Origin of the sequence: Collimonas silvisoli, from assembly GCF_018305005.1 — a bacterium.
Lineage (GTDB): Bacteria > Pseudomonadota > Gammaproteobacteria > Burkholderiales > Burkholderiaceae_D > Collimonas > Collimonas silvisoli.
Window position 1 is genome coordinate 68,266 of the sequence record NZ_JAGQEG010000004.1, and the last position, 25,134, is coordinate 93,399.

23 protein-coding genes and 1 riboswitch are annotated in these 25,134 nt (G+C 57.5%); of the genes, 9 read left to right on the forward strand and 14 right to left on the reverse strand.

The annotated features are described in order from the left end of the window. Position 1: 1 nt before the first annotated feature. Positions 2-868, forward strand: a complete 867-nt coding sequence (locus KHU33_RS01775; protein ID WP_211460790.1) for a sulfurtransferase — start codon at positions 2-4, stop codon at positions 866-868. 151 nt (positions 869-1,019) lie between these two features. Here KHU33_RS01775 and KHU33_RS01780 read toward each other — a convergent pair whose 3' ends face one another. The 3 genes from KHU33_RS01780 to polA all read right to left on the reverse strand — a co-directional run bounded on the left by KHU33_RS01780 (position 1,020) and on the right by polA (position 5,717). Next, entirely contained in the window at positions 1,020-1,778 is a 759-nt protein-coding gene (locus tag KHU33_RS01780) for a ZIP family metal transporter (RefSeq protein WP_211460814.1), read from the reverse strand. 201 nt (positions 1,779-1,979) lie between these two features. Further along, positions 1,980-2,864: a dienelactone hydrolase family protein gene (locus KHU33_RS01785; RefSeq protein WP_211460791.1), complete on the reverse strand. Its 885-nt coding sequence runs from the start codon at positions 2,862-2,864 to the stop codon at positions 1,980-1,982. A gap of 72 nt (positions 2,865-2,936) precedes the next feature. Beyond that, entirely contained in the window at positions 2,937-5,717 is a 2,781-nt protein-coding gene (gene polA, locus KHU33_RS01790; RefSeq protein WP_211460792.1) for a DNA polymerase I, read from the reverse strand. Here polA and KHU33_RS01795 point away from each other — a divergent pair, their 5' ends adjacent. The 4 genes from KHU33_RS01795 to KHU33_RS01810 all read left to right on the forward strand — a co-directional run bounded on the left by KHU33_RS01795 (position 5,718) and on the right by KHU33_RS01810 (position 8,922). Continuing rightward, positions 5,718-6,455: an LOG family protein gene (locus KHU33_RS01795; RefSeq protein WP_211460793.1), complete on the forward strand. Its 738-nt coding sequence runs from the start codon at positions 5,718-5,720 to the stop codon at positions 6,453-6,455. A gap of 125 nt (positions 6,456-6,580) precedes the next feature. Then, positions 6,581-7,021 (forward strand): DUF2782 domain-containing protein, encoded by a 441-nt coding sequence (locus tag KHU33_RS01800; protein ID WP_211460794.1) that lies wholly within the window; start codon positions 6,581-6,583, stop codon positions 7,019-7,021. Between the two features lie 109 nt (positions 7,022-7,130). After that, positions 7,131-8,087: a homoserine kinase gene (locus KHU33_RS01805; protein ID WP_211460795.1), complete on the forward strand. Its 957-nt coding sequence runs from the start codon at positions 7,131-7,133 to the stop codon at positions 8,085-8,087. A 34-nt stretch (positions 8,088-8,121) separates the two neighbouring features. Beyond that, positions 8,122-8,922 carry a BPSS1780 family membrane protein gene (locus KHU33_RS01810; protein ID WP_211460796.1) on the forward strand — a complete coding sequence of 267 codons (801 nt, stop codon included), beginning with the start codon at positions 8,122-8,124 and terminating at the stop codon, positions 8,920-8,922. A 39-nt stretch (positions 8,923-8,961) separates the two neighbouring features. Here the strand turns inward: KHU33_RS01810 and KHU33_RS01815 are convergent, their stop codons facing one another. Then, positions 8,962-11,241 (reverse strand): UvrD-helicase domain-containing protein, encoded by a 2,280-nt coding sequence (locus tag KHU33_RS01815; protein ID WP_211460797.1) that lies wholly within the window; start codon positions 11,239-11,241, stop codon positions 8,962-8,964. A gap of 178 nt (positions 11,242-11,419) precedes the next feature. Between KHU33_RS01815 and KHU33_RS01820 the strand changes: the two genes are divergently transcribed. Together KHU33_RS01820 and KHU33_RS01825 are read left to right on the forward strand one after the other, a co-directional pair. After that, positions 11,420-12,655, forward strand: coding sequence for an MFS transporter (locus KHU33_RS01820; RefSeq protein WP_211460798.1), 1,236 nt, complete (start codon positions 11,420-11,422; stop codon positions 12,653-12,655). Between the two features lie 111 nt (positions 12,656-12,766). Next, positions 12,767-13,255, forward strand: a complete 489-nt coding sequence (locus tag KHU33_RS01825; protein ID WP_211460799.1) for a Dps family protein — start codon at positions 12,767-12,769, stop codon at positions 13,253-13,255. A 62-nt stretch (positions 13,256-13,317) separates the two neighbouring features. Here the strand turns inward: KHU33_RS01825 and thiE are convergent, their stop codons facing one another. The 5 genes from thiE to thiC are packed head-to-tail and all read right to left on the reverse strand — an operon-like array spanning position 13,318 to position 17,751. After that, complete coding sequence (gene thiE, locus KHU33_RS01830; RefSeq protein WP_211460800.1) at positions 13,318-13,932, reverse strand: thiamine phosphate synthase; 615 nt, start codon at positions 13,930-13,932, stop codon at positions 13,318-13,320. A gap of 4 nt (positions 13,933-13,936) precedes the next feature. Continuing rightward, complete coding sequence (gene thiD, locus KHU33_RS01835) at positions 13,937-14,755, reverse strand: bifunctional hydroxymethylpyrimidine kinase/phosphomethylpyrimidine kinase (RefSeq protein ID WP_407928232.1); 819 nt, start codon at positions 14,753-14,755, stop codon at positions 13,937-13,939. Positions 14,756-14,769: 14 nt separating this feature from the next. Next, positions 14,770-15,582, reverse strand: coding sequence for a thiazole synthase (locus tag KHU33_RS01840; protein ID WP_211460802.1), 813 nt, complete (start codon positions 15,580-15,582; stop codon positions 14,770-14,772). Positions 15,583-15,637: 55 nt separating this feature from the next. Continuing rightward, the gene (thiS, locus tag KHU33_RS01845; protein ID WP_211460803.1) at positions 15,638-15,838 is read right to left on the reverse strand and encodes a sulfur carrier protein ThiS; all 201 of its coding nucleotides are present in this window, start codon (positions 15,836-15,838) and stop codon (positions 15,638-15,640) included. A gap of 8 nt (positions 15,839-15,846) precedes the next feature. Beyond that, the gene (gene thiC, locus KHU33_RS01850; protein WP_211460804.1) at positions 15,847-17,751 is read right to left on the reverse strand and encodes a phosphomethylpyrimidine synthase ThiC; all 1,905 of its coding nucleotides are present in this window, start codon (positions 17,749-17,751) and stop codon (positions 15,847-15,849) included. A gap of 103 nt (positions 17,752-17,854) precedes the next feature. After that, positions 17,855-17,961: riboswitch (TPP riboswitch) on the reverse strand. 247 nt (positions 17,962-18,208) lie between these two features. On the opposite strand from thiC, the gene KHU33_RS01855 reads away from it, so the two are divergent. Both KHU33_RS01855 and KHU33_RS01860 read left to right on the forward strand, forming a co-directional pair. After that, positions 18,209-21,043: a valine--tRNA ligase gene (locus KHU33_RS01855; RefSeq protein ID WP_211460805.1), complete on the forward strand. Its 2,835-nt coding sequence runs from the start codon at positions 18,209-18,211 to the stop codon at positions 21,041-21,043. An 83-nt stretch (positions 21,044-21,126) separates the two neighbouring features. Continuing rightward, positions 21,127-21,561, forward strand: a complete 435-nt coding sequence (locus KHU33_RS01860) for a DUF2147 domain-containing protein (RefSeq protein WP_211460815.1) — start codon at positions 21,127-21,129, stop codon at positions 21,559-21,561. Between the two features lie 123 nt (positions 21,562-21,684). Here the strand turns inward: KHU33_RS01860 and KHU33_RS01865 are convergent, their stop codons facing one another. The 5 genes from KHU33_RS01865 to KHU33_RS01885 form a co-directional block, all read right to left on the reverse strand. Next, positions 21,685-22,527, reverse strand: coding sequence for a 2-keto-4-pentenoate hydratase (locus KHU33_RS01865; protein WP_211460806.1), 843 nt, complete (start codon positions 22,525-22,527; stop codon positions 21,685-21,687). Between the two features lie 140 nt (positions 22,528-22,667). Next, positions 22,668-23,120 (reverse strand): YaiI/YqxD family protein, encoded by a 453-nt coding sequence (locus KHU33_RS01870; RefSeq protein ID WP_211460807.1) that lies wholly within the window; start codon positions 23,118-23,120, stop codon positions 22,668-22,670. A gap of 43 nt (positions 23,121-23,163) precedes the next feature. Continuing rightward, on the reverse strand, positions 23,164-24,222 hold the full coding sequence (ruvB, locus tag KHU33_RS01875) for a Holliday junction branch migration DNA helicase RuvB (RefSeq protein ID WP_211460808.1): 1,059 nt from the start codon (positions 24,220-24,222) through the stop codon (positions 23,164-23,166). A gap of 92 nt (positions 24,223-24,314) precedes the next feature. Then, the gene (ruvA, locus tag KHU33_RS01880) at positions 24,315-24,893 is read right to left on the reverse strand and encodes a Holliday junction branch migration protein RuvA (RefSeq protein ID WP_211460809.1); all 579 of its coding nucleotides are present in this window, start codon (positions 24,891-24,893) and stop codon (positions 24,315-24,317) included. A 29-nt stretch (positions 24,894-24,922) separates the two neighbouring features. Further along, positions 24,923-25,134, reverse strand: a 212-nt coding sequence (locus KHU33_RS01885) for a hypothetical protein (RefSeq protein WP_211460810.1), incomplete at its 5' end; no start/stop codon positions are given.

Below are 25,134 nucleotides of genomic sequence, written 5' to 3' on the forward strand. Positions count from 1 at the left end.
CATGTCCCAAGCACATCCCTATCAGACGCTGATTTCTGCCGCCAATCTGTTGCAGAATGCGCAAAATCCCAACTGGGTCATTCTCGATTGCCGCCACGACTTGATGGACGCCGCTTCGGGCAGAGTGGCTTACGACGCCGGCCATATTCCCGAAGCACGGTTTGCCGATCCGGATCGCGATCTTTCCGGCCCCAAGCATGCGGCCGACGGCAGCTTCAAAGGCCGCCATCCATTGCCTGAAAAAGATGCGCTGCTTGCCACGCTGCGGCGCTGGGGCATTAACGACGATACGCAAGTCGTCGCCTACGATGCCCAGGGCGGCATGTATGCCGCCCGCCTGTGGTGGCTATTGCGCTCCATCGGCCATAACTCGGCGGCGGTGCTGGACGGCGGCCTGGCGGCCTGGCAAGCGGCTGGGGGCGGCTTATCGACTGTAGAGCCGGCGCCGGCAGCGGGCAATATCAGCGCCAAGCCGCCGCTGACCAACAGCGTCAACGCGCACGACGTGCTGATCAACCTGACCAATCCAAGGCGCACCATCATCGATGCGCGCGCACCGGATCGCTTCCGTGGGGAAAACGAAACGATAGATCCGGTCGGCGGCCATATTCCCGGCGCCAAGAACCGCTTCTTCAAAGACAATCTGCAAGCCGACGGCCGCTTCAAGCCGGGCCATCAATTGCATGAGGAATTCGGCGCCCTGATCAGCGAGCCGCAAGCCGCTGTCATGCAATGCGGCTCAGGCATCACCGCCTGCCATAACCTGCTGGCGTTGGAAATCGCCGGCTTGCACGGCGCGGCCTTGTATCCGGGATCGTGGAGCGAGTGGTGCTCTGACCCGGCGCGGCCGGTGGCCAAGGGTGCATAGAGCTTGCCTTACCTGCCCGTTTGACGTCGCAGCAGGGTGTTGAAAAACGTAGCGAGCGGGCCGAGCTTCGACTGAGGAGCGGAGCCGTACGGAGGTACGGCGAGCGCCGGAAGCCGAAACTCGACTCGCGCAGTAGTTTTGCAACGCCCTGCTAGTGTTGATGGGCGTGACGTGTCAGGAACAGAACGATAGCGACGCCGGCGCCGATCAGCAGAATCTGCGGAATCGTTTCACGCAAGGTGGCGCGGCGCTGCATCTGCGGCATCAGATCGCTGACGGCGATATAGATGAATCCCGACGAGGCAAATACCAGCACGTAAGGAATCCACTCCATGCCGCGCTCAAGGGTAAAGTAACCCAGCAACCCGCCAATCACTGCCATCAAGCTGCAGATCAGGTTATATACGTAGGCGCGGGTACGTGAAAAACCGGCGTTGAGCAGCACGATGAAATCGCCGATTTCCTGTGGAATTTCGTGCACGATGATAGCCAGGCCGGTGATCAGGCCCAGATGCGGATCGGCCAGAAAAGCGGCGGCGATCAGAATGCCGTCGGTAAAATTGTGCAAGCCATCGCCAACCAGGATCATCCAGCCGGCTTTGCCCGCCTCTTTCTTGTCATGGCCGTGATGATGCCCATGGCCGTCGTCTTCGTGATGATGCGAGTGGCGCAGGATGGCAAATTTCTCCAGCACAAAAAACGCCAGCAGGCCGCCCAGCAGCACCGCGAACAGCGTGTGGCTATCAGCCTGCGATTCGAAAGCTTCGGGCAGTGCATGCAATAGAGAGGTCGCCAGCATGATGCCGACCGACAGGCTGACCATGCGCTCGACCATCTTGGACAGCAATGCAAACGAAAAAATGGCGGCGGCGGTAATGCTGAAGACACCGGCGATCGTGGTCGCCAGGATAATTGAAACGAGTGTGGAATTAATTTTCGGCCCCGGCAAACAGAGTTTAAATGCAACATGGTTGCAAATTAAAACACAGCTACCGAATTTGAGCAAACGTATTTGCGTAAACTTGACTGCCAACTACCCTGTCCCAGCTAGTTGGCCTTGTATCCGGATGCCCCGCATCCGGATACAAATGCCGATAGTATCGGCCTGGATTCAACTCACGCCATGCGCTTTGAACCAAGCCAAAGTCCGCTTCCAGCCGTCCTTGGCGTCCGCCTCGACATAACTAGGGCGATAATCGGCGTTGAACGCGTGGCCGGAATTCGGGTACACCACAAACTCCGACTTGCTGCTGCCTTTGGCCAGCGCCGCTTTCATCTGCGCCAGAGTATCTTGCGCAATGCCGTCATCCTTGCCGCCATACAAACCCAGCACCGGCACTTTCAGCGTCGCCGCGATGTCGACCGGCTGCTTCGGCGTCAGCTCGCTCTTGTCCCCTACCAGGCGGCCATACCAGGCGGCAGCGGCCTTGACCTTGGGATTGTGAGCAGCGTACAGCCAGGTAATGCGGCCACCCCAGCAAAAGCCGGTGATCGCCAGCTTGTTCACGTTGCCGCCATTCTCCTTGGCCCAGACGACACAGGCATCGATATCGCCCAGTACCTGATCATCCGGCACCTTTGAAATTACGTTTGCGTACAACTCTGGAATCGATGCGAAGGCCGCCGGATTACCCTGGCGAATGAACAGGTCCGGAGCAATTGCCAGATAACCGAGCTTGGCAAAACGTCGCGCGATATCGGCGATGTGTTCGTGCACGCCAAAAATTTCCGAGATCACCAGCACCACCGGAAGATTGGTTTTACCTTCAGGCTGGGCGCGATAAATCGGCACGCTCAAGCCGTTGGCCTCGACCTCTAACGCTCCGGCGGTAAGACCGACGGTATCGGTCTTGATCACAGTCTGCGCCGACACCGGCAGCACCGCGGCGGCAAACCCGGTACCCAGAGTGGTTTTCAAAAAAGTACGGCGATCGACATCGTCTGACAAGCTGGTTTTCGCTACCAGACTATCGAAATCCTCTTTCAAATTCGGCATTCAAGCTCTCCTCCAAAGTAGACCATCAATATCGATTTGCGTTGACCAAAGCAAATCGCCGCATACGCGCGCTCAATGCGCCTCGTCCCAATTCTTGCCAACCCCGACTTCGGCAATCAGCGGCACTTTTAATTCAGCTACACCAGCCATCAGCTGCGGCAATTTTTCCCGCACCAGCGCCAGTTCGTCTTGCGGCACTTCAAGCACCAGTTCATCGTGCACCTGCATGACCATCTTGGATTTTAACCGTTCTGTTTCAATCCAGTTTTGCACCGCTATCATCGACAGTTTGATCAAGTCGGCAGCTGTGCCCTGCATAGGCGCATTGATCGCCGCCCGTTCAGCGCCTTGCCGGCGCTGACCATTGGGCGAATTGATTTCCGGCAGCCACAAACGACGCCCGAACACGGTCTCGACATACCCTTGCGCCTTGGCTTGTACCCGCGTCATATCCATGAATTGCTTGACGCCGGAAAAACGCATGAAATATTTTTCGATATACATTTGCGCGGCGGCGCGCTCGATGCCCAGGTTGCCGGCCAGGCCGAAAGCGCTCATGCCGTAAATCAGGCCGAAGTTGATCACTTTGGCATAACGGCGCTGCTCGCTGCTGACGTCTTGCGCGGTGCTGCCGAAAATTTCGGCGGCAGTGGCGCGGTGGATATCGACGCCTTCGGCAAATGCGCGCAGCATGTTTTCATCGCCCGAGATGTGAGCCATGATGCGCAATTCGATTTGCGAATAGTCGGCCGACATAATCACGCTATCGGCAGGCGCCACAAACGCTTCGCGGATACGCCGGCCTTCGGCAGTGCGAATCGGGATGTTTTGCAGATTGGGATCGTTCGACGCCAGCCGTCCGGTGACCGCCACCGCCTGAGCATAATTGGTGTGCACGCGGCCGGTGTTCGGATTCACCATCTTCGGCAGTTTGTCGGTGTAGGTCGACTTCAGCTTGAACAAGCTGCGGTAGTCGAGCAGCACCTTCGGCAGCGGGTAATCTTCCGCCAGCTTCTGCAGCACTTCTTCATCGGTCGAAGGCGATCCGGACGGGGTTTTCTTGACCACCGGCAGCTTGAGTTTATCGAACAGGATTTCACCCAGCTGCTTCGGCGAACTCAAGTTGAAAGGCTGGCCCGCCAGTTCATAAGCCTGCTGCTCGATCTCCAGCATGCGCTTGCCCAGCTCATTCGATTGCGTGGCCAGCAGGCTGGCGTCGATCAGCACGCCGTTGCGTTCGATCTTTTGCAGCACCACCGACGTCGGCACTTCGATTTTTTCGTAAATGAACCTGAGCTTAGCGTCGTCGGCGATATGCGGCCACATGGCCAGGTGCAGTTGCAGCGTGATGTCGGCGTCCTCGGCTGCGTATTCGGTGGCGCGGCTAATCTCGACTTCGTCGAAACCGATTTGCGAAGCACCTTTGCCGCACACGTCCTGGAATGTGATGGTCTGATGATTCAGATGGCGCAAGGCCAGACTGTCCATATCGTGGCTGCGGTGCGATTCGAACACATAGGATTCGAGCAAAGTGTCATGCACGATGCCGCGCAAGCTGACGCCCTGATTAGCGAAAATATGGCTGTCGTATTTCAGATTCTGACCGACCTTGGGTTTGCTCTCATCCTCCAGCCAGGCACGCATTTTTTCCAGCACGAATTCGCGCGGCAACTGCGCCGGCACGTCCTGATAACGATGCGCAACCGGAATATAGGCGGCAGTGCCGGCCTCGCAGCACAGCGAGATCCCGACCAATTGAGCCGTCATCGGATCAAGCGAGGTGGTCTCGGTATCGACTGCGGTCAAGCCCGCCTTGTCTATCCGTTGCAGCCACTCATCCAGCTGGGCTTCGGTCAGCACGGTTTCATAGTGCCGTTCCACCGCGGCAAACAGACTGCTCTGGGCCGGCTCGGCAGCGCCGGCTTTGCTGTCGGCAGAGACTTCGGTCGCGGCGCTCTTTCCCGCATTGTCGGCTGCGCCGGTAACACTTCCGGTCCCGCTCAGTTCGCGCAGCCAGGTCTTGAAGTTATAGCGGGTAAACAACTCGATCAGCGTCTCCTTGTCCTGCTCCGGCGCCTTCAGGGATTCCGGAATCGACACCATGTGCGCGCTCAGGTCGCAATCGGTTTTTACCGTCACCAGTTCCTTCGCCTTGGGCAGCCAGTCCAGCACTTGCCGCAGGTTCTCGCCAACCGCGCCGCCGATGCTGGCGGCATTGGCGATCACTTGATCGACCGTGTCATATTGCGCCAGCCACTTGACCGCAGTCTTCGGCCCGACCTTGGCGACGCCCGGGATGTTATCGACGGTATCGCCGATCAATGTCAGATAATCGACGATGCGCTCGGGCGGCACGCCGAATTTGGCGATCACGCCGGCGCGATCCAGCGTCTCGTTGCTCATGGTGTTGATCAGGGTCACATCGTCGTTGACCAGCTGCGCCAGATCCTTGTCGCCGGTCGAGACCACGGCTTGCATGCCGTGGCTCACCGCTTGCACGGTCAAGGTGCCGATCACGTCGTCGGCTTCCACTCCTTCGACCATCAGGATCGGCCAGCCCATGGCACGCACGGCGGCGTGAATTGGCGTAATCTGTTTAACTAGGTCTTCCGGCATCGATGCGCGGGTGGCCTTATAGTCGGCGTACATGTCGTCGCGGAAAGTTTTTCCTTTTGCATCGAACACGCAGGCGAGGTAAGCTGCGGGGTAATCGGTACGCAAACGGCGCAGCATATTTATCATCCCATACATCGCGCCGGTCGGTTCATTGGCAGCATTGCGCATATCGGGCAAGGCGTGGAAGGCTCGATAAAGATAACTGGAACCATCAACTAACAGCAGGGTTTTTTGCATATGGAATTGAACGGAAAAAATGTGCCGCGTTTGCGGCAAGTGACGGACGTCGAACGCGCAACTTCCAAGAAGGCGCGCGAATCGTGGCATATGTTCACGATTATGGCAGAATTTATCGAGTCGACCGAACGCCTTTCCGAGTTACATCCCGCGGTATCGATCTTCGGCTCCGCACGGATCAAGGCCAACAATCCCTATTACCCCCTTTGCATGGATATCGCGCGGCGCTTTTCCGACGAAGGTTTTGCCGTGATTTCGGGTGGCGGCCCGGGTTTGATGGAAGCCGCCAACAAGGGTGCATTCGAAGGCAAATCGCCGTCGGTTGGCTTGAATATCGAATTGCCGCATGAGCAAAGCGGAAATAAATGGCAGGATATCTCGCTCAGCTTCCGTCACTTCTTTGCCCGCAAAGTCGCCTTCGTGCGTTACGCCGACGCCTACATCGTGCTGCCTGGCGGTTTCGGCACCATGGATGAACTGACCGAAGTGCTGACGCTGATCCAGACCGGCAAGTGCCGCCACATCCCTATCATCCTGGTCGGCAGCAGTTTCTGGAGCGGTTTGCTGGACTGGTTCCGCACCCAGCTGGTGGGCGACGGCATGATCGCGGCCAAGGACATGGACCTGATCCAGGTGCTGGACGACCCGGCCGAAATTCTCGCTGCCGTGGTGAAATTCTACGAGGCAGGCGAAACCGTCATGGCGGAATCCGATAGCCATGCCAGCGTGTTGCTGTAACAGCGTCGCCTCTTGGCAAGCGCGCTACAACGGGAAGATTGCCGGCCCCCTTATCGCCTATAGGGGCCGGCGGTTTGTTACAATGAAGCCTTCCATCTTGTTTTACTCAAGGTAGCCAAATTCTCATGAATAAATCCAAAGTCTGGCAGCTGTTGGCGGTATGTATTGCCTCGCTTGCAACGCCTTTGCTGGTTAATGCGCAACAATCGGCCCAACAACCAGCCAAGAACGCCGCGCCGCCACCGCCAGAGCTGCAAAAGCTGGAAGAAGGCGAAGCGCCGGCCGTCACCATTCGCAAGCCGGGCGTGGGCCCTGCCGAGATCACGCAAAAACGTGAGCAAGGCAAGGTTACCGAAGTCAAGGTCACTAGCGGCGGCAGTACCTACTATGTGAAGCCGCAATCCCAGGCCGGCGCCCTGCAGCCAAGCGATTCGCCGGTACGCGGAGCGCAATGGCAGGTCAAGGAATTCGACCTGGGTCAAAAGGCGCACAAGCCAGGCGAGGCGGTTCAGACCGACGGCGATGCAGGATTGCCGCCGCCGACAGTATCCCCGGACAAGAAGTAACCCGGCAGTCCCTAAGTAGCCGTACGGCGGATACACGGAAAACCACCGTGTATTTGCCGCATATTTATTCCGACATGGCTTGAACCTTGTCCTTTCCCCGATTTTTCCCATGGCAGTATTTACCCCCGTCACGCTAGACGATCTCACGCAGTGGATCCCCCCCTTTTCCTTAGGCAAGGCACTGGCAATCAGGGGCATCTCATCCGGCATCGAAAACAGTAATTTTTTTATCAACACCGAGCGCGGAGAGTATGTGCTAACGGTGTTTGAAAAGCTCAGTTTCGAACAATTGCCGTTTTACCTGGAACTGATGCGCCACCTGGCGCAGCGTGGCGTGCTGGTGCCTGAGCCTATCGCCAATCAGCAGGGCCAGATCCTCAATCCCTTGCACGGCAAGCCGGCCGCCATCGTCACCAAGCTGGAAGGCGATTGCCAGCTGGCGCCGGCGGCGGTACATTGCGCCGAAGTGGGAGCGATGTTGGCAAAAATGCATATGGCGGCGCAAGACTTTCCAATTCGCCAACCCAATTTGCGTGGGCTGCCGTGGTGGCGCGAAACCGCCCCGGTAGTGCTGCCGTATCTGCCAGCAGACGGACAACAGTTGCTGCGCAGCGAAATGGCGTTCCAGGAAACATTTGCCGCCTCGGAAGCCTATCGCGAATTGCCCAACGGACCGGTGCACGCCGACCTGTTCCGCAACAACGTGATGTTCGACGGCGAGCGGCTGACAGGATTTTTCGATTTCTATTTTGCCGGCTGCGATACCTGGCTGTTTGACTTGGCGGTCACCGTCAACGACTGGTGCATAGACCTGGCCAACGGCGACCTTGACATTATCAGGGTAAGAGCGATGCTAGATGCATACCATGCGGTGCGGCCGTTCAACGCCGCCGAGCAAATTGCCTGGCCGGCAATGTTGCGCGCCGGCGCCTTGCGTTTCTGGCTGTCGCGACTCTATGATTTTTATTTACCGCGCGCGGCAGAAATATTAACGCCGCACGATCCCGGCCACTTCGAAAGGATTTTGCGACAACGTGTGGCGCACCCGGCCCCAGCCTTGTACTGAGCGAAATACTTAAGCGAAATTCTTGAATGAAATAATGGAAAAACTGCCTGCAAAAACCGGATGGCTGTGGATCAAGGAAGGGTTTGCGTTGTTCCGCAAACAACCTGCCGAAATATCCACCCTATTCCTGGCTTATATGTTCTTGATGCTGGCGCTCAACATCATCCCGTTGCTGGGACAATTGCTGCCGCTGGTTCTGGTGCCGGTATTTGCCATGTCTTTCATGCAGGCTTGCGTGAATATTGAACAGGGCAAGCGCGTCTATCCCAACCTGTTGCTGATCGGCTTTCGTTCGCCTGCTCTGAAGAATCTGCTGATCCTGGGCGCCCTGTACCTGGTGGCTGCGGTCATCGCTATCGCCGCCTCGGTCCTGATCGATGGCGGTGTGTTCTGGATGACGGTAACCGGCCAGGCCGCGCTCGACGCCAAAGACATACAAGATTCCAGCATGTCGCTGGCGATGCTGTTTTCGGCCGCGGTCTACACGCCGGCGGCGATGGCGTTCTGGTACGCGGCGCCGCTCATCATGTGGAAAAACATGAGCGTGTCGAAAGCCATTTTCTACAGCTTCTTTGCGGTATCGCGTGAAATGAAGGCGTTTGCCGTGTACGGACTGGCCTGGGCCGGCATCGGCGTTTTGCTGCCGGCACTCGTCAGCGTAGTGATTGCGCTACTGGTCGGCAACGCCTCGGTCACAATCATGATCCTGCTGCCGCTATCGATTGCATTGACGGTGGTGATGTATTGTTCTTTCTACCCGACGTACACCCACATCTTCGGCAAACCCGAGGCCGATTTACCGCCTCAGCCTCAAGAAACAACGACTACAGAATAAACATAGGGCGGGGCAACAAAACCCCACCCGCCCACTCTCCTAAGCAATCTTCTCCAGCTTCGCCACGCTCAAATCCAGCAGCTTCATGCCGTGCTTGCCGAAATTGATGTGGGCGCGAGCGTTGCCGCCGCTGCCTTCGATATTGACGATCACGCCTTCACCGAATTTCAGATGCGCCACGTTTTCGCCTATGCGCCAGCCGATATCGCGCTTGCCGAAATTCTTGGCGATGCTGTTGGCCGCCTTTTCGGGTGCATCATCCCAAGCCGATTTCGAATGCGCGAACCAGCTATGCTGCTGCACTTTCGGCGACAGCCATTTCAAGGCGTCTTCCGGCAGCTCGTCAAAAAAACGCGAGCGCATGTTGTAACGGGTTTGGCCGTGCAACATCCGGGTTTGCGAAAAACTCATGTACAAGCGTTTTTTCGCGCGCGTGATGGCGACATACATCAGGCGCCGTTCTTCTTCCACGCCGGCGTCTTCTTTCTGTGAATTCTCGTGCGGGAACAGCCCCTCTTCCAGGCCGGTAATAAATACAGCGTCGAATTCCAGTCCCTTGGCGGAATGCACCGTCATCAGTTGCAAGGCGTCTTGTCCAACCTGGGCTTGATTATCCCCAGCTTCCAGCGAAGCATGCGAGAGGAAAGCCGACAAGGGCGACATCACCGCCGCCAGCGGCGCATCGGCGTCGAATATCTCGATCCCATCGGCGGTCGTGATCGACGCCCCAGCCACCGCTTGCGCCTTCGGTCCCAGCAAAGCCGGGGCATCGGCGCCAAACCCTTCTTCCGAAACAAACAGGGTGGCGGCGTTGACCAGTTGCTCCAGATTCTCGATACGGTCAGCGCCTTCTTTTTCATTACGGTAGTGCTGCATCAAGCCGCTCATGTCGAGCACGATCTGCACCATTTCCGGCAACGGCAGATGCTGGGTTTCAAAACGCCCGCCTTCGATCAGTTTCAGGAATGCGCCAAGCGTGGCGCCGGCTTTGCCGGCCACATGCGGCACCGCCGCATAGAGCGAGATACCATGTTGTTTGGCGGCGTCCTGCAACTGCTCCAATGCCCTTGCGCCTATGCCGCGCGTCGGAAAATTCACCACGCGCAAGAACGCCGAATCATTGTGCGGATTGTCCATCAACTGCAGATAGGCAATCGCATGCTTGACTTCGGCGCGTTCGAAATAGCGTTGGCCGCCATACACGCGATAAGGTATGCCGGCAGAAAACAAGGCATGCTCGATCACCCGCGATTGCGCATTGGAGCGATACAGCACGGCGATTTCGCTACGGATGGCGCCTTCGTTGATCAGGCTCTTGGTCTCTTCGATAATCCATTGCGCTTCCTGCAAATCGCTGGTGGCTTCGTAGATTCTTACCGGCTCGCCATGGCCGGCATCGGTGCGCAGGTTCTTGCCGAGACGTTTACTGTTGTTGGCAATCAGGGTATTGGCGCTATCCAGGATATGGCCGTGCGAACGATAATTCTGTTCCAGCTTGATCAGGTTCTCGACCCGGAATTCATGTTCGAAAGCGCTCATGTTGCCGACATTGGCGCCGCGGAAAGCGTAAATGCTCTGGTCGTCGTCGCCAACCGCAAACACCGCGCCGCGCTGGCCCGCCATCAGCTTGAGCCATTTGTATTGCAGATCGTTGGTATCCTGGAATTCATCCACCAGGATGTGCTGGAAGCGCGACTGATAATGCTCGCGCAACGGCTGGTTGCGGCTCAGCAGCTCATAAGTACGCAGCAGCAGCTCGGCGAAATCGACCACGCCTTCGCGCTGGCATTGCTGGTCGTACAAATCGTACAACTCGACGAATTTACGGTTGTAATCGTCATTCGCCTCGACCTCGTTCGCGCGCAAACCCTGGTCCTTGGCGCCATTGATGAAATACATCAGATTGCGCGGCGGATATTTTTCATCGTCGACATTGAGCGATTTCAGCAAACGCTTAATCGCCGACAACTGGTCTTGCGAATCCAGGATCTGGAAAGTCTGCGGCAAACCGGCGTCGCGATAGTGAGCGCGCAACAAACGATTGCACAAGCCGTGGAAAGTCCCGATCCACATGCCGCGCGTATTGATCGGCAACATCGCCGACAAACGCGTCATCATTTCCTTCGAAGCTTTATTGGTAAACGTCACCGCCAGCACGCCGGCCGGCGATACCTGGCCGGTCTGGATCAGCCAGGCGATGCGCGTGGTCAGCACGCGCGTCTTGCCGGAACCGGCGCCGGCCAGGATAAGTGCGGATTGCGCCGGCAAGGTGACTGCCGCGAGCTGCTCTGGATTGAGGTTATGAAGAAGATTTTGCATCTTCGCATTATAAGCTGTGCGGAGACTCGGCTGATGCAGCGATCACGACTGTCATCGAGTTAGCGCCCTCACCTCTATCGGCGAGCATTGGCGGCGGTCAGCAGCATCCAGGCTGGAAGAGTAAAATACTGCATTGCATCATTCCCCCTCGTAACAATCAACCAAGCCCTCGCCTACCATGCCCGAAGAAGTTCGTCCCGACCACGCCAGCCAGCCGTCGTCCGGGACCGCCGTTACCGCAGTTACTTTCCATATTGTTTCCACTGCATTTTTCACTTTCATTTGCTATCTGGCAATCGGCATTCCGTTGGCGGTGCTGCCCGGCTACGTCCATACCGACCTGGGCTACAGCTCGGTGCTGGCCGGCCTGGCGATCAGCATGCAGTACCTGGCAACCTTGCTGAGCCGGCCGTTTGCCGGCCGCATGGCTGATTCGGTCGGCCCCAAGACCGCCGTCCTGCGCGGCTTGATCGGTTGCAGCATCAGTGGCGCCTTCCTGCTGGTCGCGGCATGGTTTACCCACATGCCGGCGCTTAGCCTGAGCATCCTGCTGACAGGCCGGCTGGTGCTCGGCTGCGGCGAGAGCATGGTCGGAACCGGTGCGATTACCTGGGGCATAGGCCGGGTTGGCGCGCAGCACACGGCACGCATGATTTCCTGGAACGGCATTGCTACTTATGGCGCGCTGGCCATCGGCGCGCCTCTGGGCGTAGTGATCGCCCATGCCTGGGGCTTGGCGGCAGTGGGCGTTACGGTCACAGTGCTGGCGCTAGGCGGCTTCTTCCTGGCGCGTTTGAAAGCCGCGACCGCCGTGGTACGCGGCGAGCATTTGCCGTTTCAACATGTATTGCGCAAAGTGTTCCCGCACGGCATGGGGCTGGCGTTGGGCTCGATAGGTTTTGGTTCCATCGCCACTTTCATCACCTTGTTTTATGCCAGCCACCATTGGCCGAACGCGGCGTTTTCACTGACCTTGTTCGGCAGCTTCTTTGTCGGTGCGCGGCTGTTGTTTGCCCACACCATCTCGCGCTTTGGCGGCTTCCGCGTGGCGATCATCTGTTTCTCGGTCGAGGCGCTCGGCCTGTTGTTGCTGTGGCAGGCCGGTTCGCCCGCGTTGGCGCTGGTCGGCGCGGCGCTCACCGGCTTCGGTTTTGCCCTGATCTTCCCGGCACTCGGGGTGGAGGCAGTGAATCTGGTGCCGGCGCATAACCGCGGCAGCGCCTTGGGCGCTTATTCGGTATTCCTGGATCTGGCGCTCGGCGTCACCGGTCCGCTGGCGGGCTTGATCGTCAGCAAATTCGGCTATGCCGAAGTATTCCTGTTTGCCGCCGCGGCGTCGCTGGCTGCGGTGGCGTTGACCGTCAGCATGTATCGCCGCTCGCGGCTGGCTTCGGCCACTGCCGCTGCCGGCTAGCGCAGACATGCCGCTGCGGCGCAAAAAATACGTGCATTTCTTTGCTGCTGGTAAATTGACATAAAATCGAGCTGCAAGTCTTCATACATCACTGTTAGAAGGAGTCGCACAATGGCAAGGAAAAGCGTGGCAGTCATCGATATCGGCATTAGCGATAAGGATCGCAAGAAAATCGCCGACGGGCTCAGCAAGCTGCTGGCCGATACCTACACCCTGTATCTGAAAACCCACAATTTCCACTGGAACGTGACCGGGCCGATGTTCAACACATTGCACCTGATGTTCGAAGCCCAGTACAACGAATTGTGGCTGGCGGTGGACTTGATTGCGGAGCGGATTCGCGCACTCGGTTATCCTGCGCCCGCTACCTACAAGGCTTTCGCCAAACTGACCTCGATTTCGGAAGAAGAAGGCGTGCCGACGGCGACCGCCATGATCCAGCAACTGGTGCAAGGACAAGAAGCCGTCACCCGCACCGCGCGTTCGATTTTCCCGGTGGTTGACGCCGCCGCCGATGAGCCGACCGCAGATTTGCTGACGCAACGCATGCAACTGCATGAGAAAAATGCGTGGATGCTGCGCAGCTTGCTGGAAACCTGATTGCTTCCGAGCCAGACGAATGAACGCGGTTGCGATCAGATCGTAACCACGTTCATCGATACCTATCTGTTTTCAAACAAGGCAACGAAACTGCGCGCAGCGGCGGTCGGATCCTCAGCCAGGTAAACGCTGCTGATGGCGGCCACCATGTCGGCGCCGGCAGCAATCAAGGGTACGGCATTCTCTTGCGTCATGCCGCCGATCACCACGTTCGGCAAAGCGATTTCGGCTTTAGCGCGCGTGACGATATCGGGCGGCGTGGTGACCGGATATTTCTTGACGCGCGATGGATAGAATCCGCCGAACGCCACATAACTGGCGCCGGCGCGATACGCGGCATGCGCCAATTCCAGATCGCCATAGCAGGAAGCGCCGACAATCTTGTCCGCCCCCACCATGGCCCGCACTTCCGCCACGCTGGCATCGGTACCGCCGACGTGAATGCCGTCGGCATCAAGCGCCAGGCACAAATCCACATAATCGTTGATGATGAATGGCCGCTGATAACGACGGCATAAGGCCAGCAATGCTTCGGCCTGTTGCTGCCGCAAAGCCGCATCAGCACTCTTATGCCGATACTGCAGCAACGCCGCGCCGCCTTGCAAGGCTTGCTCGGTAACCTGCAGCAGCTTGTCGGTATCATCCCAATCGGGTGTGACGATGTATAACCCCTTCATCGCTTTATCCTCGTAATTTTAGAAATGGCAGAACACGGCTCGGTATGCGTTGGCCGGCGGCGATCGCATAAGATTCGGCCAAGGTTTGCTGGCAATAAATTTGCGCAGCATCGATTGCCTGCTCCATATCCACACCCTGCGCCAGCATGGCTGAAAGCGCTGCCGCCAAGGTGCAGCCGCTGCCGTGGAATTCACCCGGCAAACGCGGCCAACTCCAGTTGCGCTGCTGTGTCCTGCTGCGCCACCGATTCAACACTTCGTGCTGCTCCGGGCCATGGCCGCCTTTCAACAACACATGCCCGCAACCGCGCTCCAGCAGCATCGCCGCTTGTTGTTCGGGACTTGCCTGAACCCCGCACAAGCGATCGGCTTCGACCCGGTTCGGCGTAATCACGGTGGCAAGCTCAAACAATGGAGCGAGTGCCGCAACCGGATCTTCGCTGGCCAGGCTATCGCCATGGCCGTTCGCCAGTACCGGATCAAACACCACCGGCAAGTCCGGCTGCCGTAAACGCAGATCGCGGATGATGCCTGCAATCGCTTCGGCGTTAGCGCGATTGCCAACGATGCCCAACTTGACCGCAGAGATATCGATACGGTCGAGCAGCGCTTGCGCCTGCTGCCGCACCAAGTCCGCAGCTACCGGATAGACGCCAAACACCCGTTGGTTATCCTGCACCGTCAACACCGTCACTACCGACAGCGGGTGCGCCCCGAGCGCGGCAATCGCGGTGATGTCGGCCTGCATACCGGCGCCGCCGCTCGGATCCGAACCGGAAAACACCAGCACGCAGGCCGGCGCTGCGGCGCCGGCCGTGTCGATGTTTACCGACGCGCTCACTTGACTCGTCCGGCCATCGGCGAAGATGGCGACGCCGCGAAGCGCTTCGGAATCCGGCCGGCAAGAAAGGCTTCGCGCCCGGCTTCGATCGCCAGCCGCATCGCCCTTGCCATGCGGATCGGGTCCTGCGCGCCGGCAATCGCGGTATTCATCAACACGCCATCGCAACCCAGCTCCATCGCAATCGCCGCGTCGGATGCGGTGCCGACGCCGGCATCGACCAGCACCGGCACTTTGGCCTGCTCGATGATCAGCGACAGATTCCACGGGTTCAAGATACCCATGCCGGAACCGATCAGCGACGCCAGCGGCATCACCGCAACGCAGCCGATCTCTTCCAGAATCCGCGCCTGGATCGGATCGTCGCTGCAATACACCATGACGTCGAAACCATCCTTGACCAGGGCCTCGGCCGCTTTCAACGTCTCCGGCATGTTGGGGAAAAGCGTGCGCTCGTCGCCCAGCACTTCCAGCTTGGCCAGCTTGTGCCCATTCAACAATTCACGCCCGAGTTGCAGCGTATAAACCGCATCGGCCGCGGTATAACAACCCGCGGTATTGGGCAATATGGTGTAACGCGACGGCGGCACCACATCCAGCAAATTCGGCGCATTCGGATCCTGGCCGATGTTGACTCTTCGAATCGCCACCGTGATGATTTCGGCGCCGCTGGCTTCGGTGGCGGCGCGGGTTTGTTCCAGGTCACGATACTTGCCGCTGCCTACCAGCAGCCGTGAGTGATATGTTTTACCGGCGATGGTCAGGCCGGTGTCCTGTTGTCCCGTCTCAGGGATTGAGTTCAGATCCATTACAAATCCTTTCTGTCATTGAGTCGCTTGCAACGCGACGGCAACGGCAACGGCCTCAGCCGCCTCCGATTGCGCGCACTACGTCAACCTTGTCTTGCGGCTGCAACACGCGCTGCGGCCACAAGCTGGCTGGCACCACTTGCCGGTTGACCGCCACCGCAACAGCTTTCCCGGCCAGTTCCAGCGCCACGATCAGCTGTTGCAGGCTCTCGCCGTCGGCCAGCGGATGCGGTGCGCCATTGAGTACGATTTCCATCGGCAACCTCACTGCTTGCTATAGATTTCCGCGCCGTTCTTGACGAACTCGATGGCTTTCACTTCCATTCCTTGCTTGAGCGCAGCGATTTCGGAAATGCCTTGCGCGGCGGCGTACTCGCGCACTTCCTGAGTGATCTTCATCGAACAGAAATGCGGGCCGCACATGGAGCAGAAATGCGCCACCTTGGCGGAATCCTTGGGCAAGGTTTCGTCATGGAATTCGCGCGCCTTGTCCGGATCGAGACCGATATTGAACTGGTCTTCCCAACGGAATTCGAAGCGTGCTTTCGACAAGGCGTTATCGCGAATCTGCGCACCGGGATGGCCCTTGGCCAGATCCGCCGCATGCGCCGCGATCTTGTAGGTAATGATGCCGTCCTTGACGTCGACCTTGTTCGGCAAGCCGAGATGTTCCTTCGGCGTGACGTAGCACAGCATGGCGGTGCCGTACCAGCCGATGGTGGCGGCGCCGATGCCGGAAGTGATGTGGTCGTAGCCGGGAGCAATGTCGGTGGTCAACGGTCCGAGCGTATAGAACGGCGCTTCGTGGCACTGTTCCAGTTGCAGATCCATGTTTTCCTTGATCAGGTGCATCGGCACGTGGCCCGGGCCTTCGATCATCACTTGCACATCATGTTTCCAGGCGATCTGGGTCAGCTCGCCCAGGGTCTTCAGTTCACCCAGTTGCGCCTCATCGTTGGCGTCGTAGATCGAACCCGGACGCAAACCGTCGCCGAGACTGAAGCTGACGTCATAGGCTTTCATGATTTCGCAAATATCTTCGAAGTGGTCGTACAGGAAGGATTCGCGATGATGCGCCAGACACCATTTGGCCATGATGGAGCCGCCGCGGCTAACGATGCCGGTCAGGCGCTTGGCCGTCATCGGCACGTATTGCAGGCGCACGCCGGCATGGATGGTGAAGTAATCGACGCCCTGTTCGGCTTGCTCAATCAGCGTGTCGCGGAAAATTTCCCAGGTCAGGTCTTCGGCCTTGCCGTTGACCTTTTCCAGCGCCTGGTAAATCGGCACGGTACCGATCGGCACCGGCGAATTGCGGATGATCCATTCGCGGGTTTCGTGGATGTGCTTGCCGGTCGACAGATCCATCACGTTGTCGCCGCCCCAGCGGATCGCCCAGGTCATCTTTTCGACTTCTTCGCCGATGGAAGATGTCACCGCGGAATTGCCGATGTTGGCGTTGATCTTGACCAGGAAATTGCGGCCGATGATCATAGGCTCGATTTCCGGGTGATTGATATTGGCCGGGATAATGGCGCGGCCACGGGCGATTTCATCGCGCACGAATTCCGGCGTGATTTCCGCCGGCAGCGCAGCACCGAACGACTGGCCAGGGTGCTGGCGTCCCATCAGGTCGGCCAGCTTGTTGCCCATCGGACCGGAGGCTTTCAGCTCTTCCAGGTATTCTTTGCGGCGCATGTTTTCGCGGATTGCTACAAATTCCATTTCCGGCGTGACGATGCCTTGGCGGGCGTAGTGCATTTGCGACACGTTCTTGCCGGCTTTGGCGCGGCGTGGCTTGCGGTGCAGGTTGAAGCGCAACTCAGCCAGCTTCGGATCGTTCAAGCGCTCGATGCCGTATTCCGAGCTTGGGCCCGGCAATTCTTCGGTGTCGTCGCGCTCTACGATCCACGGCAGGCGTGGCGTCGCCAGGCCGGAACGGATATCAATATTCACTTCAGGATCGGTGTACGGCCCGGAAGTATCGTAGACGTAAATCGGCGGATTTTTTTCCGCACCGAACGAAGCCGGCGTATCAGCCTGGCTGATCTGGCGCATCGGCACCCGGATATCGGGACGCGAGCCGGTCACATAGATCTTGCGGGAATTCGGCAAGGGATGGATTGCAGCTTCATCCACCGTAGCAGTGGCAGACAGGAATTTTGGCATTCAATTTTGGCTCCTTTGCTTGTACGTCAATTGGCTTGGAGCCAGCAAAGGAGTTTTCGAGTCTGGTGGCGCGGGATCACGGTATTGTCTTGTGAATCGGCCGACTACATCTCGACAGCTTCCCTTCGCTGGCATTACCCAGATCAGGTTCGAGGGTATTTCTCACCCGATTGCGTTGCATTTCAGCAATCAGGACCCCTAGCGTTGTGCTGCCTTGGTTTTTGAATCCCGAGACAGCGAAAAGGATTTTACACCTGCAATCAGCCCGCGGTATATCAAAAATGCGACTTCCTTATCTCACGTCAAGTATAAGAGCCCCCATCCATGGCAAATCCGTCCACACGATTGCCTTTACGTCAAAAAACCCTGCGTCCCGGCCAGCAATGTTAGGAGCCAGTCGGCTGCGTACTTTATAATCGTCGTTTTAGATCGCTTTAGCAAAGAACCCCAATAAATCATGGAATTAGCCAAGTCTTTCGACCCTGCCGAGATTGAACAATTCTGGCGTACCGAATGGGAAAAGCGCGGGTACTACACCGCCACCACCGACGCCGACAAGCCGTCCTTCAGCATTCAGTTGCCACCGCCCAACGTGACCGGCACGCTACACATGGGGCACGCTTTCAATCAGACCATCATGGATGGCCTGACCCGTTACCATCGCATGCGCGGTTTTAACACGGCATGGATTCCGGGTACCGATCACGCCGGCATCGCCACGCAAATCGTGGTCGAACGGCAACTCGACGCGCAAAAGGTCTCGCGCCACGATCTGGGCCGTGAAAAATTCGTAGAAAAAGTCTGGGAGTGGAAAGAACAATCTGGCTCGACCATTACCGGCCAGATGCGCCGCATGGGCGCTTCGACCGACTGGGGCCGCGAATATTTCACCATGGACGACAAACTGTCCGGCACCGTGGTCGAAGTTTTTGTGCGCCTGTTTGAGCAAGGCTTGATCTATCGCGGCAAGCGACTGGTGAACTGGGATCCGGTGCTGGGCACCGCAATTTCCGAACTGGAAGTGGCCTCGGAGGAAGAAGACGGATCGATGTGGCACATCCATTATCCGTTTGCCGACGGCAGCGGTCATCTGACGGTTGCCACCACGCGCCCCGAAACCATGCTGGGCGACGTTGCCGTTGCCGTCGATCCGACTGACGAGCGCTACATCCACCTGGTCGGCAAGATGCTCAAGCTACCGTTGACCGATCGCCAAATCCCGGTCGTCGCCGACAGCTATGTCGACAAGGAATTCGGCACCGGCTGCGTCAAGATCACGCCGGCCCATGACTTCAACGACTATGCGGTTGGCCAACGCCACCGGCTGCCGCAGATTACCATCCTGACGCTGGACGCCAAGATCAATGAAAACGCTCCGGCCCAGTATCAAGGCATGGACCGCTTCGTGGCGCGCAAACAGATCGTTGCTGATCTGGACGCCCAAGGCTTGCTGGAATCGGTCAAGCCGCACAAACTGGTGGTGCCGCGTGGCGACCGTACCGGTGTGGTGATCGAGCCGATGTTGACCGATCAGTGGTTTGTCGCCATGAGCAAGCCAGCGCCGGAGGGCACCCACTTCCCTGGCAAATCGATTGCCGAAGTGGCGCTGGAAAAAGTCGCCAACGGCGAAATCCGGATGATCCCGGAAAACTGGGGCAATACGTATAACCAGTGGCTCAACAATATCCAGGACTGGTGCATTTCGCGCCAACTGTGGTGGGGTCACCAGATCCCGGCGTGGTATGCCGACGACGGCAAGATCTATGTCGCCCGCGATGAAGCGGCAGCCCGGGCCCAAGCTGCAGCGGCCGGCTACACCGGCGCACTCAAGCGTGACGACGATGTGCTCGATACCTGGTTCTCGTCGGCGCTGGTGCCGTTCTCGACCCTGGGCTGGCCTGAAGAAACGCCGGACTACAAGATGTTCCTGCCATCGTCGGTGCTGGTCACCGGTTTTGACATCATCTTCTTCTGGGTCGCGCGGATGGTCATGATGACCACCCACTTTACCGGCAAGGTCCCGTTCAAGACCGTCTATGTGCACGGCCTGGTACGCGATGGCAACGGCCAGAAGATGTCGAAGTCGAAGGGCAATACGCTCGATCCTATCGACCTGATCGACGGTATCGATCTCGATACGCTGGTGGCAAAACGCACGGTCGGCCTGATGAATCCGAAGCAGGCCGACAGCATTGCCAAGGCGACCCGCAAGGAATTCGCGGACGGCATCCCGGCCTTCGGCACCGACGCCCTGCGCTTTACCTTTGCCTCGTTGGCGACGCTTGGCCGTAACATCAATTTCGACCTTGGCCGCTGCGACGGCTACCGCAATTTCTGCAACAAGCTGTGGAACGCCACCCGCTTCGTGCTGATGAACACCGAAGGCAAGGATTGCGGTTTCGACGGCCATACTCCGGGTGTCTGCGACAAGGAGAAACTGCAATTCTCGCAAGCCGATCGCTGGATCGTCTCGCTCCTGCAACGCGCCGAAGCCGAAGTCGCCAAGGGTTTCGCCGACTACCGTTTCGACAATATCGCGTCAGCCATCTACAAATTCGTCTGGGATGAATATTGCGACTGGTATCTGGAAGTCGCCAAGGTGCAGATCCAGCAAGGCAACGAAGCGCAGCAACGCGCTACCCGCCGCACTTTGCTGCGCGTGCTGGAAGTCGTATTGCGCCTGGCCCATCCGATCATTCCGTTCGTCACCGAAGCCTTGTGGCAAAGTGTGGCGCCGCTGACCGGCCATGCACTCGACCCGGCCGGCGATTCCATCATGCGCCAGCCTTATCCGGAAGCAAATCTGGAGAAAATCGATGACAGCGCTGAAGCCTGGATGACGCAATTGAAGGCGCTGACCGATGCCTGCCGCAATCTGCGCGGCGAAATGCAATTGTCGCCGGCGTTGCGGGTGCCGCTGATCATTGCCGGCTCGGCAGCCCAGCAAAGCACGCTGCTGTCGTTCGCGCCGTATCTGCAGGCACTGGCGAAATTGGCAGAAGTGCAAGTAGTAGAGACTCTACCCGAATCGCCGGCGCCGGTCTCGATTGTCGGTGATGCTAAGCTGCTGCTCAAAGTTGAAATTGATGTTGCAGCTGAACGTGAACGGCTGGGTAAGGAAATCGCCCGTATCGAGGGTGAAATCACCAAAGCCCAGGCCAAGTTAGGCAATGAAAGCTTCGTGGCGAGAGCGCCGGCACAGGTGGTTGCGCAAGAGCAAGAACGCTTGGCGAATTTTTCGAGTACCCTTGAAAAATTGCGTGAACAGTTTGCAAAATTAAAAGTATCTTGATTTCTTATTAATATAATAGTGCCGGCCCGCAGCAATGCGGTCGGCGCGATAGAGACAGGAGACGAAGAGTGAAAAAAATATTAATGACAGCGATCGCCGGCACCGCCTTGCTGGCATTCGGCGCTTTCGCGCAGGACACTACTTCAGCGGCCGGCCTGTGGAAAAATATCGATGATCACACCGGCAAGCCAAAGGCGCTGATTCGTATTACCGAAACCAATGGCGAACTGCGCGGCAGAATCGAGAAATTGTTGCGTGACCCTAGTCAGGATCAGAATCCAAAATGCGTTAAATGCCAAGGCGAGCTGAAAGACCAGCCCATTCTCGGCATGACCATCATCAACGGCATGAAAAAGGATGGCAGCGAATACAATGGCGGCACCATTCTTGATCCGGATAACGGCAAGGTCTACAAGAGCAAAATGTCGCTGGCCGACGACGGCAAGAAGTTGAATGTACGCGGCTATATCGGCGTACCTTTGCTTGGCCGTACCCAGACCTGGGTACGCGAAGAATAATTTATTTGCCGGCAAACCGTTCCAAAAAAATGCCGTTCAAGCGATGAGCTGAACGGCATTTTTGCTGATGCAGTGCTTCGTAAATGGGGAGCCACACAAGCACTACACTGACTATCGGGCTGCTTAAACGAAGGATACGGTCAGGCCCGGCAACGCAATTCCAGAGAAAGCCGTGACCCAGGTTTGCCCTGCTTGCACCGGATAGGCATCGGTCCAGGTGCCGGTGGTAATGATCTCGCCGGCTTGCAAGGGCATGAACTGCGGCTGCGCATTCAGCACCTGGTGTAAGTGCCATAAAGCGTGCACCGGACTATCCAGTACATCGCTGCCAAAACCGGCGCCGCACAAGGTGACCGAATCCTCGGTGCAGCATGACAGCGAGACGCTGGCGTTGGCCAGCATGCTGGCAAGATTACGGCGGGTCGCGGTCGACAATACATGCGGCTCGCCGACAATCAGCGTGCCGTGCAGGCCGAACGCGGCGATCGCATCGACCGCATCGAATTTCCAGTCAGGGAAAGGACACACCACGATTTCGAAAGCGTGCGCCATCCATTCGATGCACTCGGCGATTTCTTCCAGGTCCGCATCCGGCGCCGGCGTTCTGCCCAGGCTGAACACCACTTCGGGTTCGATGCGCGGCTGCAAAGCCCCTTCCAGACTTTGAATCCCCCGATTATCTTCGGCGTAGCGCACCGTGCTGTCAAAGATATGCGCCCAGATTGGTGCATTGATGGTTTCTGTGATGCCGTATTTGGGCCAGATGGTGCGATTGCTGAAGCCGACCTTGCGGCCGATCGGGGTTGCGCCCTGCCCGATGCTGGCATCCAGAATGCGCTTGCCGATGTCATATCCATCCATCGGCGACAGGACGTCGGCAGCCGACAACAGCGGCATCAATTTGGCATGCGCTCGCGCATCCAGAAGCTGGTGGGCGTAACGGTTAGCTTTGGTAGACATAAGCATGGTTGACTTGCACACTATTAGTGAAGGCTATCGTATTGTCTGTGACGTTTAATTTTTACACAAGCATAGAAATATTAACATTTCGACACCCGTACCGCGGGACGGCACTGGGCCCGCGATCCTACCTGGATTAGAAACGCTCATCTAATCCGCGATTTCTGCAGAAAACGGTCGAGCTGCGCCGCGAACAGATGGCGATCGTTGTGGCTAAATGCCGCCGGGCCGCCGGTTTCCACTCCGCTGCTGCGTAACTCATCCATGAAATTACGCATCGTCAGATGCTGTTGGATGTTGTCTTTGGTATAAAACTCGCCACGCGGGTTAAGCGCATGACCGCCCTTTTCAAGCACGTCGGCTGCCAGCGGAATATCAGCAGTAATCACCAGATCGCCAAGCTGCAACATCCGGACAATTTCGCGATCGGCAACGTCAAAGCCCGCCGTCACCTGGATTGCCTTGACGAAGCGCGATGGCGGCACACGCAGCAATTTGTTCGCCACCAGAATCACCGCAATTTGCAATCGATCGGCAGCCCGGAACAGAATCTCTTTGATGACGCTTGGGCATGCATCGGCATCAACCCAGATTTGCATCGCTACAGGCTGCGGCGGTATGGCATCAACGTCTGCGGACGATTTAATTTTGCCCCCATAATTCACCGTTCGGCCCGGTGCGCGGCGCTGCTACGCCAAAATGACCGTACGCGGCCGGAGTAGCGATACGGCCGCGCGGCGTGCGCTGTAAATATCCCTGCTGAATCAGATACGGTTCGAGTACATCTTCGATGGTGTCGCGTTCTTCACCGATGGCGGCGGCAAGATTATCCAGGCCGACCGGACCACCGCCGAACTTGAACAGCACCGCTTCCAGCAATTTCCTGTCCATGACGTCGAAACCGACCGGATCGACATCCAGCATCACCAATGCCGCATCTGCCATCGCCTTGGTGATTTCACCGTTGCCTTTCACTTCCGCATAGTCGCGCACGCGGCGTAACAAGCGGTTAGCTATGCGTGGCGTGCCGCGGCTACGCTTGGCAATTTCGAAGGCGCCATCATCCATGATCGGCGCGCCCAGCAAGGAGGCGCTGCGCGTCACGATTTTGCCCAACTGTTGCGGCGTATAAAACTCAAGACGAGCGACAATCCCGAAACGGTCGCGCAGCGGATTGGTTAACATCCCTGCACGTGTAGTCGCACCTACCAGCGTGAACGGCTGTAGATCCAGGCGTACCGAGCGCGCTGCCGGGCCTTCGCCGATCATGATGTCGATCTGATAATCCTCCAGCGCCGGATACAGGATTTCTTCCACCACCGGCGACAAGCGATGGATTTCATCAATGAACAGCACATCATTTGCTTCGAGATTGGTCAGCAGCGCTGCCAGATCGCCGGCGCGTTCCAGCACCGGCCCTGAAGTCTGGCGCAGATTGACACCCATTTCGCGCGCAATGATATGCGCCAGCGTGGTCTTGCCCAAGCCTGGAGGGCCGAACAGCAAGGTGTGGTCCAGCGCTTCGCGCCGTTGCCTGGCGGCGGTAATGAATATCTGCAGCTGATCGCGTATCTTTTCCTGACCGACGTATTCGTCCAGTTGCTTCGGCCGCAGGGCGCGCTCGATCGCCTCTTCATTCGGTGAAGCCGGCGTGGCAGCGATAATGCGTTGTTCGGCGAAATCGTCGGTTTGGATACTCATGGTCGGATTGTAGCCAGACTACAGCGATTAGATATAAAAAAAGACATCCACTCCACCAATAAAGCAAAAATGATCAGCTTTGCGCCGTCCTGCTACAATTTGGACAAAACTTTCAATGCCAATTTAATACCATCTGACACGCCAGTATCCGACGGCAACTGCTTCAGCGCCAGCATGGCTTCCTTGTCCGAGTAACCCAAGGCAATCAGGGCATTCAAGATATCGCCGCTGACATCGCTGGCATGGTGACTGCCGACCGGCCCCAGATCGGCACCCAACTTGCCTTTCAATTCGAGCAGCAGGCGCTCGGCTGTTTTATTGCCGATGCCAGGCACCTTTGTGAGCCGGCCGGCTTCCTGCATAGTGATCGCCTGCGCCAGATCCTGTACCGACATGCCGGACAGAATCGACAATGCGGTACGAGCGCCAACGCCGCTGATCTTGATCAACTGCTTGAAGACATTACGTTCTTCAGCAGTACCAAAACCATATAAAACATGCGCATCTTCGCGTATCGCCAGATGAGTCAGCAAGGCGACCTTTTCACCCAGCCCCGGCAGATTATAAAAAGTGCTCATCGGCACGCCGATTTCATAGCCGACGCCGTTGCAATCGATTAATAATTGAGGGGGATTTTTTTCAAGCAGAATCCCGGAAAGACGACCTATCATCGTAGCTGGCCTTTATGTGAATCAATGAATCATACAGGACAACTGGTTAAAAACACAGTGGTTTTGTTGCTGTAAAGCTGAAATTGCGGGAAATTGTGCTGTTGCGTAAAGCGAACGCGCAAAGCAAAAACCCTCTGAATGATTAGTTCAGAGGGTTTTTTAATAAGAGCCTGACGATGACCTACTTTCACACTGGTTGCAGCACTATCATCGGCGCAAAGTCGTTTCACGGTCCTGTTCG